This window comes from Bacillus sp. UNC41MFS5, from assembly GCF_000686805.1.
Map to the genome: position 1 here is coordinate 371,984 of NZ_KK366019.1, position 13,530 is coordinate 385,513.

General features: G+C 40.7%; 11 protein-coding genes. All 11 read left to right on the forward strand.

The window, feature by feature from the left end:
• Positions 1–99: 99 nt before the first annotated feature.
• The 11 genes from araB to BR30_RS0128490 all read left to right on the forward strand — a co-directional run bounded on the left by araB (position 100) and on the right by BR30_RS0128490 (position 13,503).
• A complete protein-coding gene (araB, locus tag BR30_RS0128440) occupies positions 100–1,797 on the forward strand; it encodes a ribulokinase (protein ID WP_026567995.1) in 1,698 nt (565 codons plus the stop codon).
• Positions 1,791–2,486 carry an L-ribulose-5-phosphate 4-epimerase gene (araD, locus tag BR30_RS0128445; protein WP_026567996.1) on the forward strand — a complete coding sequence of 232 codons (696 nt, stop codon included), beginning with the start codon at positions 1,791–1,793 and terminating at the stop codon, positions 2,484–2,486. Before araB ends, araD begins: the two co-directional genes overlap by 7 nt.
• A 111-nt stretch (positions 2,487–2,597) precedes the next feature.
• Positions 2,598–4,079 (forward strand): L-arabinose isomerase, encoded by a 1,482-nt coding sequence (gene araA / locus BR30_RS0128450; protein WP_026567997.1) that lies wholly within the window; start codon positions 2,598–2,600, stop codon positions 4,077–4,079.
• Positions 4,080–4,225: 146 nt separating this feature from the next.
• Positions 4,226–5,713 (forward strand): alpha-N-arabinofuranosidase, encoded by a 1,488-nt coding sequence (locus BR30_RS0128455; RefSeq protein WP_026567998.1) that lies wholly within the window; start codon positions 4,226–4,228, stop codon positions 5,711–5,713.
• A 16-nt stretch (positions 5,714–5,729) separates the two neighbouring features.
• The gene (locus BR30_RS0128460) at positions 5,730–6,008 is read left to right on the forward strand and encodes a DUF6171 family protein (RefSeq protein WP_026567999.1); all 279 of its coding nucleotides are present in this window, start codon (positions 5,730–5,732) and stop codon (positions 6,006–6,008) included.
• A 54-nt stretch (positions 6,009–6,062) separates the two neighbouring features.
• Positions 6,063–7,574, forward strand: coding sequence for an arabinosylfuranosidase ArfA (gene arfA / locus BR30_RS0128465; RefSeq protein WP_026568000.1), 1,512 nt, complete (start codon positions 6,063–6,065; stop codon positions 7,572–7,574).
• Positions 7,575–7,685: 111 nt separating this feature from the next.
• Complete coding sequence (locus tag BR30_RS0128470) at positions 7,686–8,738, forward strand: aldose epimerase family protein (protein ID WP_026568001.1); 1,053 nt, start codon at positions 7,686–7,688, stop codon at positions 8,736–8,738.
• Positions 8,739–8,775: 37 nt separating this feature from the next.
• Positions 8,776–10,017, forward strand: coding sequence for a sn-glycerol-1-phosphate dehydrogenase (locus tag BR30_RS0128475; RefSeq protein WP_026568002.1), 1,242 nt, complete (start codon positions 8,776–8,778; stop codon positions 10,015–10,017).
• A 23-nt stretch (positions 10,018–10,040) separates the two neighbouring features.
• Entirely contained in the window at positions 10,041–10,991 is a 951-nt protein-coding gene (locus BR30_RS0128480; protein ID WP_026568003.1) for a glycoside hydrolase family 43 protein, read from the forward strand.
• Positions 10,992–11,027: 36 nt separating this feature from the next.
• Entirely contained in the window at positions 11,028–11,993 is a 966-nt protein-coding gene (locus BR30_RS0128485; RefSeq protein ID WP_155928910.1) for a glycoside hydrolase family 43 protein, read from the forward strand.
• A gap of 142 nt (positions 11,994–12,135) precedes the next feature.
• Complete coding sequence (locus BR30_RS0128490; RefSeq protein WP_026568005.1) at positions 12,136–13,503, forward strand: MATE family efflux transporter; 1,368 nt, start codon at positions 12,136–12,138, stop codon at positions 13,501–13,503.
• Positions 13,504–13,530 lie beyond the last annotated feature (27 nt).

A 13,530-nucleotide genomic window follows, 5' to 3' on the forward strand; every position in this document is an offset into this window, starting at 1 on the left:
AATAGTGCTAGAATCATAATCATGATTATACGTACAAGTTCGGTTTTGCAGATACTTGTCAGCATGAGTGCGAATTCTTAAGTGAAAGGTGATATTTATATGGTTAAATATTCGATTGGCGTAGATTACGGTACACAATCAGGAAGAGCGGTACTTGTTGAAATAGGAACAGGCCGTGAAGTGGCCTCGGCTGTAAAACCATACACACATGGGGTAATGGATGAATTCCTCCCTAATGGAACGACCAAATTAGAGCATGACTGGGCCCTGCAGCATCCTGCAGATTATCTTGAAGTATTACAGGTAACCATACCTGAAGTATTAAAAAACGCACAAGTTTCAGCAGACGATGTGATCGGCTTAGGAATTGACTTTACAGCTTGTACGGTCCTGCCGATTGACAAACATGGAACACCATTATGCTTTAAAGATGAATTTATTAATCACCCGCATAGCTATGTGAAGCTTTGGAAACACCATGCCGCACAAGATGAAGCCAATCGCTTAAACGAAATAGCCGAAGCACGCGGCGAAAAGTTTTTACAGCGTTATGGCGGGAAAATTTCTTCAGAATGGCTGTTTCCGAAAGTTTGGCAAATTCTAAATGAGGCTCCTGAAATTTATGAAGCAGCAGATCAAATATTAGAGGCAACTGACTGGGTGATTTCAGAATTAACAGGAGAAATCAATCGCAACAGTTGTACCGCTGGATACAAAGCGATTTGGCATAAGCAAGACGGATACCCGTCCAATGAATTCTTCAAAGCGCTAGACCCTCGTTTGGAAAATGTAGTCGAAGATAAACTTTCTACTAAAATTGTTCCAATTGGGTCAAAAGCAGGTGAAATTACTGAAAAAGCAGCTAAACTTACAGGTCTAAAACCTGGTACTGCCGTAGCTGTTGCAAACGTAGATGCTCACGTTGCTGTTCCAGCTGTTGGTATTACTGAACCAGGTAAATTGTTGATGATTATGGGAACCTCTACTTGCCACATTCTTTTGGGAGAAGAAGAAAAGATTGTTCCAGGTATGTGTGGTGTTGTTGAGGATGGCGTAATCCCAGGATTTATGGGCTATGAAGCCGGTCAATCCTGTGTTGGTGACCATTTCGAATGGTTTACAGAAAACTGTGTGCCTGTAAGCTACCATGAAGAAGCAAAAGAAAGAGGAATCAACATTCACCAATTATTAACAGAAAAAGCAAGTCAGTTACAAGTTGGTGAAAGCGGTCTCCTTGCATTAGATTGGTGGAATGGTAACCGTTCAACCCTTGTCGATGCCGACCTTACTGGTGTCCTTCTTGGTGCAACTCTATTAACCAAGCCGGAAGAAATTTATCGCGCATTGATTGAAGCCACTGCATATGGTACTCGAATGATTGTAGAGACGTTCCGTAAATATGGTGTACCAGTAAATGAAGTATATGCAGCAGGTGGTATTGCTGAGAAAAATACGATGATGATGCAAATATATGCTGATGTATTAAATATGGATATTAAAATCTCAGCTTCTTCACAAACTCCAGCCCTAGGCTCAGCGATGTTTGGTGCTGTTGCAGCAGGAAAAGAGCGCGGTGGATATGACAGCATTACAGATGCAGCCAAGGATATGGGCAGAGTAAAGGATTATGTTTATCAGCCAATTAACGATCAAGCACAGGTGTACGATCAACTCTTTACTGAATATGCACGCCTATACGACTACTTTGGCCGCGGCGAAAACAATGTGATGAAAACCTTGAAAAAGATTAAAAAAGATAGCTCCTTAGGGAAGAAGGAGGAAGAAACAGTATGTTAGAGCGTTTGAAAAGAGAGGTTCTGGAAGCTAACTTAGCTCTTCCAGAGCATGGATTGGTTACCTTTACTTGGGGAAATGTGAGCGGAATTGACCGTGAAACAGGCCTGGTTGTGATTAAACCAAGTGGTGTACCGTACGATGAGCTGCAAATCGATGATCTTGTTGTATTAGATTTAGATGGAAACATCGTGGAAGGGAGCTTAAGACCTTCTTCAGATACACCAACACACCTTGCATTATATCGGACATTCCCGCAAATTGGTGGAATTGTTCATACTCACTCCCCAGGAGCAACAAGCTGGGCTCAAGCAGGACGTCCAATTCCGGCACTTGGAACGACACATGCGGATTATTTTTACGGAGAAATTCCTTGTACACGTACCCTTTCCCAAGAGGAAATGGATCGTGGATATGAGCTTGAAACAGGCAATGTGATAATTGAAACCTTTGAAAAAGAAGGACTTGACCCTGTTGCAATGCCTGGAATTTTATTATCAGGTCATGCTCCATTCAGCTGGGGGAAAAACGCCAACCAAGCGGTTCATAATGCGGTTGTTTTAGAAGAAGTAGCCAAGATGGCGTTAAATACATTTACGCTTAACCCGCAAATTAAGCCGATCGACCAATTCTTGCTTGATAAACATTATCTTCGAAAACATGGTGCTAACGCATATTACGGACAGAAGTAGTCTAATAGAATACTAAATCCCAAAATCTCAGATAACTTGTACGGACGACTGGCTACAGAGTACAAATTTAATAGATTACTAAAATAATATCTATACTTAGGAGGAATTACAGTGTTAACTACAAAAGCATATGAATTCTGGTTTGTAACAGGAAGTCAATTATTATACGGAGAAGATGTTCTTCGTCAGGTTGAAGAAAACTCAAAAACGATTGTTAATGGATTAGAATCTGCTGTACCTTATAAAATAATTTTTAAATCAGTCGTAAAGGATTCAGATTCTATCCGCAAATTGATCCTAGAAGCTAATGCGGATGAAAATTGTGCAGGTATCATTACGTGGATGCACACATTTTCACCATCAAAAATGTGGATTGCAGGCCTTTCTTCTCTTCAAAAGCCTTATCTACATTTAGCTACACAATTTAACCGTGATATCCCTTGGGATTCAATCGATATGGATTTCATGAACTTAAACCAAGCAGCCCACGGTGACCGTGAGCATGGTTTCATCGCAGCACGTATGAATGTAAAGCGTAAAGTTGTTGTTGGTCATTGGGAAAACCAAGAAGTAAGAGAGCGTGTTGGCGGCTGGATGAGAACAGCGGCTGCGTTTGAAGAAAGTAAAAACCTTAAAGTTGCAAGATTTGGTGACAATATGCGCCAAGTAGCGGTAACAGAGGGTGATAAGGTAGAAGCACAAATCAAGTTTGGCTGGACAGTAAATGGTTACGGAGTCGGTGACCTTGTTCAACGTATGAATGATGTAACCGAACAAGAAATTGATGAGTTAATGTCTGAATATGAACAGCAATACGATATTACTCCTGAAGGACTTACTGACGGTCAGGTTCGCGATTCCATCCGTTATCAAGCGAGAATCGAACTTGGTATGAAGGCATTCTTAACGGAAGGCGGCTACACAGCATTCACGACTACTTTTGAGGATTTACATGGCATCCGTCAGCTTCCTGGTTTAGCGGTGCAGCGTTTAATGGAACAAGGCTATGGTTTTGCCGGTGAAGGTGACTGGAAAACGGCTGCTCTTGTAAGACTTATGAAAATTATTTCAGGCAACGAAGGAACCTCCTTCATGGAAGATTATACGTATCATTTTGAGCCAGGGAATGAAATGGTTCTTGGATCTCACATGCTTGAAGTTTGCCCAACCATCTCTGCCACTCGTCCTAAAATCGAGGTTCATCCACTTGGAATCGGCGGTAAAGAAGACCCTGCACGAATTGTATTTGATGGAAAAGGCGGCTGCTCTGCATTGAATGCAACTATCGTGGACCTTGGACATCGTTTCCGTCTACTTGTGAATGAAGTGGATGCAGTAAAGCTAGAAAAGGATATGCCAAAGCTTCCTGTTGCACGCGTATTATGGAAGACTCAGCCATCTTTAAGCCAAGCGGTTGAAAACTGGATCCAGGCTGGCGGAGCGCACCATACAGGCTTCTCCTATAAGGTAACAGTTGAACAGCTTAGAGACTTTGCAGAACTAGCTGGAATTGAGTTCCTAGTAATAAATAATGATACAAACACTCACGCTTTCAATAACGAAATCCGTTGGAATGACGTTATCTTTCGTTAATAGATGACGGAAGATACCATGGATTACCATTCATAAAAATGATCTGGGCTATTATGACATAATAGCCCTATTAATAAGATTAACGATCGTCTATAAGATTTCTTGTATTTTGGTTTCTAACATTCAAAAAATGGAGGCGTTTATTGATGGGGAATAATGTAATAATCAACGCAGATATCCAAAAAGGGAAAATCAATAAAAATATCTATGGTCATTTTGCAGAGCACCTTGGAAGATGTATTTATGAAGGAATCTGGGTTGGTGAGGATTCTTCAATCCCAAATACAAAAGGAATTCGGAATGACGTATTAGCAGCATTAAAAAACATTAAGGTTCCAGTCCTTCGCTGGCCGGGCGGCTGTTTTGCCGATGAATATCACTGGAAAGACGGCATTGGTCCTAAAGAAAACCGCAAACGAATGGTTAATACTCACTGGGGTGGTGTCGTAGAAAACAACCATTTTGGTACTCACGAATTTATGCTTCTATGTGAATTACTAGAGTGTGAGCCATATATTTGCGGAAACGTTGGAAGCGGAACGGTTCAAGAAATGTCTGAGTGGATTGAATACATGACCTTTGAAGGCGAATCACCAATGGCTAACTGGCGCCGTGAGAATGGCCATGATGAGCCGTGGAAATTAAAATATTTCGGAGTAGGTAACGAAAACTGGGGCTGCGGTGGAAACATGCGTCCTGAATATTATGCAGATCTATATCGCAGATACCAAACCTATGTAAGAAACTATGGAAATAACAAAGTTTATAAAATTGCCGGCGGCGCGAATGTCGATGACTATAACTGGACAGAAGTGTTAATGAAAAATGCCCACTGGTTAATGGATGGCCTTAGCCTTCATTATTACACCATTCCAGGAGATTTCTGGTTAGGAAAAGGCTCTGCCGTTGATTTCCCTGAAGATGAATGGTTCATTACCATGAAAAAAGCTCTTCATATGGATGAGTTAATTACTAAACATAGCACGATTATGGATAAGTACGATCCACAAAAACGCATTGGCATGATCATTGATGAGTGGGGTACATGGTTTGATGTAGAGCCCGGTACAAACCCAGGATTTTTATACCAGCAAAATTCGATTCGTGATGCCTTAGTGGCAGGATTACACTTCAACATCTTCCACAACCACTCAGATCGTGTACAAATGACAAACATTGCTCAAACCGTTAACGTATTACAAGCCATGATTCTGACTGAAGGCGAGAAGATGATCCTTACTCCAACATATCATGTATTTGATATGTACAAGGTTCACCAGGATGCAGAAGTTTTAGCTGTCGACTCTTCATTCGGCACTTACGAGTATAATGGTGAAACATTACCGCAGGTAACAGTATCTGCATCGAAAAATGCGGAAGGCAAAATCCATGTAAGCTTATGTAATATCGACCACCAAAATGAGGCTGAATTAGATTTAGACCTACGCGGCATTACTGCAGCAAATACAAAGGTGTCAGGCACCATTATCACTGCTGACACGATGAATGCTCATAATACATTTGAACAGCCTGAGGTCGTCAAGCCAGTTGAATTCACTGGTGTGACCGTTGAAAATAATAAATTGGCCATCAAGCTTCCAGCGATGTCTGTTGTGACATTAGTTATTGAGTAAAAGATGAAGGCGGGGAATGACAGTGAATCAGAAAAGTCTGTGCAAGGGCTGCGTAGAAAGTGTCATTGTAACGGAAGAGATCATTCAAGAATTAGTAAAAGAAGCTGAAGAGAACCCAACTGTTATTGTTTCTGACGAGGTCTATCTAGCAAGGCTAAAGACTTGTGAGAGCTGTCCTTCCCTGCAATATGGTACCACTTGTGCACATAGCGGATGTATCGTCCGCTACAGGGCAAAGTTTAAAAACAAAAGCTGTCCATTTGCAGGTAAACCAAAATGGGATAAAGTCGGTTAACTAATATTTAACGAAGTTTAAGACTATTAAGATGACTGGGGAGGAAGAATGAACATGACCAACCAAAAGGCAAAAATGATATTAGAAAAGGATTTTAAAGTATCTGAGATCGATAATCGTATTTATGGTTCTTTTATCGAACATTTAGGACGTGCCGTTTATGGCGGTATTTATGAACCAGGTCATCCTCAAGCAGATGAAAATGGCTTCCGTCAAGATGTGATTGAAATGGTAAAAGAACTGCAAGTACCGCTTGTTCGTTATCCAGGCGGAAACTTTGTATCCGGATACAATTGGGAAGATGGCGTGGGCCCTGTTGAAAGCCGCCCGCGTCGATTAGAATTAGCATGGCGTACAACGGAAACAAACGAAATGGGCACGAATGAGTTCATGAAATGGGCCCAGCTTGTAAACGCGGATGTAAACATGGCCGTTAATCTTGGAACACGCGGTATTGATGCTGCTCGGAACTTGGTTGAGTACTGTAACCATCCTGGCGGTTCTTACTATAGTGATTTACGAATTTCCCATGGAGTAAAAGATCCTTATAACATTAAGACATGGTGTTTAGGGAACGAAATGGATGGTCCTTGGCAGATTGGTCACAAGACTGCTGCTGAGTATGGTCGACTTGCTCAAGAAGCAGCGAAAGTAATGAAATGGGTTGATCCGACAATCGAGCTCGTTGCATGTGGAAGCTCCAACAGAAATATGCCGACATTTGCAGATTGGGAAGCAACTGTACTCGATCACACTTATGATCATGTGGAATTTATTTCACTTCATCAATATTACGGCAACCGTGATAATGAAATTTCAAACTATTTAGCCCTTTCATTAGAAATGGATGATTTTATTAAATCTGTCATTTCTATTGCTGACTACATTAAAGCGAAAAAACGCGGCAAAAAGAATATCAATCTATCCTTTGACGAGTGGAACGTTTGGTATCACAGCAATGAGCAGGATAAAAGAATTGAACCATGGAGCATTGCACCACCACAATTAGAAGATATTTATAACTTTGAAGATGCTCTATTAGTAGGCTGTATGCTGATTACATTGCTAAAGCATGCGGACCGCGTGAAAATTGCCTGCCTTGCACAATTGGTGAATGTTATTGCACCAATTATGACTGAGGATAACGGACCTGCTTGGAAGCAAACGATTTTCTATCCATACATGCATACATCTGTATTCGGCCGTGGAGTTTCGCTAAATCCTATCATCTCAAGTCCTAAATATGATAGTAAGGATTTCACAGATGTTCCATATTTAGAGTCAACGGCTGTTTACGATGAAGAGGAAGAAACATTAACGATCTTTGCCGTAAACCGTCACCTTCAAGAAGGCTTAGACCTAGAAGTGGATATCCGTAATTTTGAGGGCTACGAAGTAGTCGAGCATATAGTCCTAGAAAATGACGATATAAAGCAAACGAATTCAGCTAAGGGAACTCCTGTGGCTCCTCATTCAAACGGAAATGCTAAGACCGAGAATGGCGGCGTTACGGCTGTAATTCCGAAGCTTTCTTGGAATGTAATCCGTTTAGCGAAACGAAAGTAATGCTTTGTATTCCATATCCTTTTAGTCAACTAGACTAAGAGGATATGGACTATTTTTTATTTGAATGATATGCGCTTAAGCGATAACACAGGAATGAAGGGCAGGATTAATATGAAGGTTATCCAAGAAAAGTTTGGTGAATTAAACAATCTAACGGTTAATTCATATACACTCGTTAACGACCATGGTATGGAGATTACTTGTATTAATTATGGTTGTATAATTACGAAAATAATCACGTCTGACAAAGACGGAAACTATGAAAATATTGTCTTGGGATATGACAGATTAGAAGAATATGTGAAGGGGAGCTATTTCTTTGGTACAGTTGTCGGACGTGTAGCCGGCCGCATAAAGGGCGGATCGTTTGAACTTGACGGAAAAATCTTTACACTCGCAAAAAATGAAAACAACAACCATCTCCATGGGGGGAATAAAGGGTTCGATAAAGTGATTTGGAGTGCTTCTATAAAAGAGAATGACGAAGAAGTGAGTGTTCAATTTTCTTACCTGAGCCCTGATGGTGAAGAGGGTTACCCAGGAAATGTAAACCTAAAGGTAACTTATACACTTAATAATCAGAATGAACTAACCATCCGCTACTCAGGAATTTCGGATGAAAAGACATTATTAAATATGACCAATCATTCCTATTTTAACCTAAGTGGAAATATTAAAAGGGATATTCTCAATCATTCACTATCGATTAAAAGTGATAAGTTCCTAGAGTTAAATGATGAATTGCTTCCAACTGGAGAGATGCTGGACGTTCTTGGGACACCATTTGATTTTACTAGTGAACGATTGATTCAATCGGGTGCTGAATCCAATCATCCGCAAAATCAATTAGCAGGCCAAGGATATGATCATCCCTTTTTACTATCATCCAACCATGACCAAGAAATTATTCTTACAGATTCCGAGAGTGGCCGTACCTTGACTATTGAAACCGATGAGCCAGGAGTTGTCGTTTACTCTGGAAACCAAATGAAAGTAGATGGTGAAATTTATGGTGTTCCGTCCCGTAAATACCTTGGCATTTGTTTAGAAACTCAGGGACTGCCAGATGCCATTCACCACCCTAACTTTCCTACCTGGGTCTTAGAAAAAGACCAAGAGTACACATCTGTGACAAAGTATAAATTCGGAGTTGCAGCTAAATAAATAGGTTTAAAAAGTTGAAGGAGAAGGAGGAACGATAATGGAAAAAATAATAACTGAAATTATGAGTCTAGCCGATAGTTGTGACTGCGGCAATCATCATAATCAGATTCCGATTGAGACCATTTTAGTAGGAAACAATGTATTAGGGGAAGCCGCTGCTTATTTGGAAAAGAAATCATTTAAAAAAGCAGTTATCATTGCAGACGAGCAGACTTTTCGTGCTGCTGGGGAAGAACTAACCAAGCATTTATCAGCAACAAAGGTTGGCTATTCTACCTGTTTGCTGCAGCCTGACGAGAATAATGATGTAGTAGCAGACGAAAAGTCTTTAGTACAAGCATTGTTGGAAACGTCACAAGATACTGATGTCATATTAGCGGTAGGATCCGGAACGATCCACGATATTGCTCGCTTTACAAGTACTAAAATGAAAATTCCGTTCATTTCTGTTCCTACTGCTCCTTCTGTTGATGGATTTACATCTATGGGAGCACCAATAATTGTGAGAGGGATGAAGAAAACCTTTCAAATGATGGCGCCTATTGCGGTATTTGCCGATTTAGGCATACTACGGAATGCACCTAAGAAAATGATCGCAGCAGGATTTGGGGATATGTTGGCCAAATATACATCTCTTGCGGATTGGAAATTTGGGCATCTTGCTTATGGTGAACCATATTGTCCCCTTGTTGCGAACATTACGAGAGAGGCTCTGCATTTATGCGTTGAAAAAGCGGATAAAATTGCTGCCGCTGATGAAGAAGGTATCCGCATTTTAATCGAAGCCCTTATTCAATCTGGATTAGCGATGTTACTATTTGGCCAATCCCATCCTGCTTCAGGAGGGGAGCATCACCTCTCACACTATTGGGAGATGGAATTCTTACGACAAAACCGCCCACAAGTCCTTCATGGGGCCAAGGTGGGGGTGGCGGTTGCGCTCCTGGCAGATGTATATGAAAGGGAATTTATCCCATCCATCTCTGTACTAAGGAAATTTGATGATACGATTAAAACGCTTGAAGACTATAGTATTGTTAGAAAAATTAATGAAAACATTGAAGAAATTAAAGCGGTATACGCAGCTATCCCAAAAGCTTCTCAACTGCGTGAACTTATCGAAAAAGTTGGCGGAGATATATTGCCGAGCCAATTGGGGATTGACGGAGATATTGTCATGAGAAGTTTAACAGAAGCCCACCATTTAAGAGATCGTTTTACAGCGTTAAAGTTTCTAAATGAGGTAATCAAAGTCAATCACCATGAAGAAGTGAGATAAATGAAAGAGAAAGGTGATCAAATATGCCTAAGATTGAAACATTAAATAATCCTATTGTCGAGCAGCGTGCGGATCCATGGGTATATAAACATACAGATGGTTACTACTATTTCACAGCGTCTGTACCGGAATATGACCGGATTGAAGTCAGAAGGGCTGCAACCATACAGGAGTTGGGTGAATCAGAACCTATCGTTGCCTGGAGAAAACATGAAGAAGGCCCAATGAGCGCAAATATTTGGGCACCTGAAATTCATTACATTGATGGTAAATGGTATATCTATTTCGCGGCTGCAAGGGCAGATGAGATTTTTGACCATCGGATGTATGTTATTGAAAATGATTCCGAGAACCCTCTTGAAGGAACTTGGATAGAAAAGGGTCAAGTAAAAACGGACTGGGAGTCTTTCTCTCTTGATGCTACGACATTTGAGCATAAGGGGCAAAGATATTATGTATGGGCACAAAGAGACCCTGAAATTGTTGGCAACTCCAACCTTTACATCGCAAAAATGGTCAATCCATGGACGATTGAAGGACCTCAAGTGATGATCACAAAGCCCGAGTATGATTGGGAAACCATTGGCTTCTTAGTAAACGAAGGTGCGGCAGTCTTAAAGAGAAACGGAAAGATCTTCATTTCCTATTCTGCAAGTGCCACAGATTACAATTATTGTATGGGTCTCCTTTCTGCAGATGAAAATAGTGATTTATTAGACCCTGCATCTTGGAAAAAAACAGAAACACCTGTATTTCAAACCAATGTAGAAAACAGTCAATATGGAACGGGGCATAACAGTTTCACAGTATCAGAAGACGGAAGCCAAGATATTTTGATCTATCATGCTCGTAACTATCGGGATATTGAGGGCGACCCGTTATGGGATCCAAACCGTCATACTCGGGCTCAAGTGTTTACTTGGAATGAAGATGGAACACCGAATTTTGGTGTCCCAGTCACCGATGAAAAATAATACTGAATAGCTCACATTTTTGGAAGGAAGATGACGATGGTAAAAGTAACAATCGAAGAGGCAAAAACAGCACAGGATCTGATTATCGAGCAGAGAGCAGATCCATGGGTCTATAAACATACGGATGGATATTATTACTTTACCGCATCTGTTCCTGAATATGACCGTATCGAGGTTAGACGTTCAAAAACCATCCAGGGTATAGCTGATGCAGAACCTTTTACCGCCTGGAAAAAGCATGAAACAGGACCATTGAGTGCTCTGATTTGGGCACCAGAAATTCATTATATTAACGGCAGCTGGTACATTTACTACGCTGCTGCACCATCAAAGGAAATCATCGATGGACTTTTTCAACATCGCATGTTTGTGATTGAAAATAAATCCGCTAATCCTTTAGAAGGTGTGTGGGAAGAAAAGGGACAAATTAAAACTGATTGGGAATCATTTGCATTAGATGCGACAACATTCGGGCTTAAAGGACTGCAATATCTTGTCTGGGCTCAAAAGGATTCTAACATCCGCGGTAATTCTAATCTATATATTGCTCCATTAGTAAACCCTTGGACGATTAAAGGGCCGCAAGTGATGATTGCCAAACCGGAATATGATTGGGAAACGATTGGATTCTGGGTAAATGAAGGGCCAGCTGTACTTAAGAGAAATGGTAAAATCTTTATTTCCTATTCCGGAAGTGCAACGGATGAGAATTATTGCATGGGCCTTTTGACTGCGGATGAATCAAGTGATGTGATGGACCCAAATTCATGGAGCAAATCGGAAGTACCGGTATTTAAAACCAATTATGAAGCAGGCCAATATGGTCCAGGACATAACAGTTTCACAGTTTCTGAAGATGGAAGCAAGGATATTCTTGTCTATCACGTAAGAAACTATACAGAAATTGTTGGAGATCCACTATATGATCCAAATCGCCACACTTGCGCGAAAGAGTTTACCTGGAATCCGGACGGTACTCCAAACCTAGGTTTTCCTAGCTAAATCTAATAATAATTAGCAGAATAGGTTCATATCTTTTCTTGATATGAATCTTTTTCTGTAAAAAAAGCAATCTTTATGAAGAGGCCGGCTGGTCTTCGCGTAGAGCATTTATGATGTGAAATTTTATAAGGTGGACAGGAAAATGGCAACTTCAATGGATCAAAGAAACATGAGCTTAAGAACTATCACATGGCCTATTTTCATAGAGTTATTCTTGCAAACGATCATGGGCAGTACCGACACCATTATGCTCTCGCACATTTCTGATCAAGTGGTAGCAGCTGTTGGTGTTGCCAATCAGCTTGTCTTTTTTACGATACTCATCTTCAGTTTTACTGCAACAGGGACGGCGGTTCTTGTTTCACAATATTTAGGTGCGGGAATGAGAAAAGACGCAAAGCAAGCATCAGCTATATCCATATCTATTAATCTAGTCATCGGATTAGTTGTCAGCTTGTTAATGGTCATATTTAAGGGGCCGCTTTTAGCATTGTTCAATCTTAAACCGGATATTGCCGAAATAGGTTATGAATATTTATCAATTGTGGGCGGGACCCTGTTTTTGCAAGCTGTCCTTGTTACAGTTTCCTCTATCTTAAGAGCACACGGCTTTACTAGAGAAGCCATGTTTGTCTCTGTGATGATGAATGTGATTCACTTAGCGGGCAATAGTATTGTTATTTTTGGATTATTTGGATTCCCGGTGCTGGGAGTTAAGGGTGTTGCTATTTCAACTGCAGTAAGCCGCGCTGCTGCTTTACTTATTGCATTTATCCTTATGTATAGAAGGCTGCCAATAGCTATAAAAAAAGAAGATTATTTTAACTTACAAATATCGCAAATTAAAAAAATCTTAAAAATTGGCATACCCGCTGCTAGTGAACAAATTAGCTATAATACGAGCCAGATGGCGATGACTGCTATTACCGCGATTATTGGAGCGGCCGCTCTTTCCACTCGAGTGTATACCTGGAATATCATGTCGTTTATCATGTTATTTGGGTTAGCGATGGGTCAGGGAACGCAAATTCTCATTGGATATAGAGTAGGTGCAGGAGATTTTGAAGGTGCCTATCGTCAATTACTGAAAAGTTTAAAATATAGCTTTGTTATTACCATTTTCATCTCGATTTTAGTTGCTGTTTTTAGAGAAGATATTATGCGCATCTTTACGAATGATAAAGAAATCATCCATACGGGTGGTAAGTTATTGCTATTGTGTTTGATACTCGAACCGGGCCGGACCTTTAACATCTTGGTCGTCAACTCACTCCGCGCAACAGGTGATGCCGCTTTTTCAGTCAAAATTGGTCTATTGTCCATGTGGGGGATTGCGGTACCCATTTCTTATTTCTTAGGGATTCATTTGGGATTAGGCTTGGCTGGAATTTGGATTGCCTTTATCGTCGATGAATGGGAAAGAGGAATTGTCATGTATTTCAGATGGAGAAGCCGGGCATGGGAGAAAAAAGTATTGGTTGTTAATTCGAAAACGGCAACAGCCCGTTAATATCAATGAAAGTGAAGGGGATTTAAA

What these genes read in the sequence shown, in the direction of transcription:
- araB (WP_026567995.1), top strand. Translation starts at nt 100, where the DNA reads ATGGTTAAATATTCGATTGGCGTAGATTACGGTACACAATCAGGAAGA.
- araD (WP_026567996.1), top strand. Translation starts at nt 1,791, where the DNA reads ATGTTAGAGCGTTTGAAAAGAGAGGTTCTGGAAGCTAACTTAGCTCTT.
- BR30_RS0128455 (WP_026567998.1), top strand. Translation starts at nt 4,226, where the DNA reads ATGGGGAATAATGTAATAATCAACGCAGATATCCAAAAAGGGAAAATC.
- BR30_RS0128460 (WP_026567999.1), top strand. Translation starts at nt 5,730, where the DNA reads ATGACAGTGAATCAGAAAAGTCTGTGCAAGGGCTGCGTAGAAAGTGTC.
- arfA (WP_026568000.1), top strand. Translation starts at nt 6,063, where the DNA reads ATGACCAACCAAAAGGCAAAAATGATATTAGAAAAGGATTTTAAAGTA.
- BR30_RS0128470 (WP_026568001.1), top strand. Translation starts at nt 7,686, where the DNA reads ATGAAGGTTATCCAAGAAAAGTTTGGTGAATTAAACAATCTAACGGTT.
- BR30_RS0128475 (WP_026568002.1), top strand. Translation starts at nt 8,776, where the DNA reads ATGGAAAAAATAATAACTGAAATTATGAGTCTAGCCGATAGTTGTGAC.
- BR30_RS0128480 (WP_026568003.1), top strand. Translation starts at nt 10,041, where the DNA reads ATGCCTAAGATTGAAACATTAAATAATCCTATTGTCGAGCAGCGTGCG.
- BR30_RS0128485 (WP_155928910.1), top strand. Translation starts at nt 11,028, where the DNA reads ATGGTAAAAGTAACAATCGAAGAGGCAAAAACAGCACAGGATCTGATT.
- BR30_RS0128490 (WP_026568005.1), top strand. Translation starts at nt 12,136, where the DNA reads ATGGCAACTTCAATGGATCAAAGAAACATGAGCTTAAGAACTATCACA.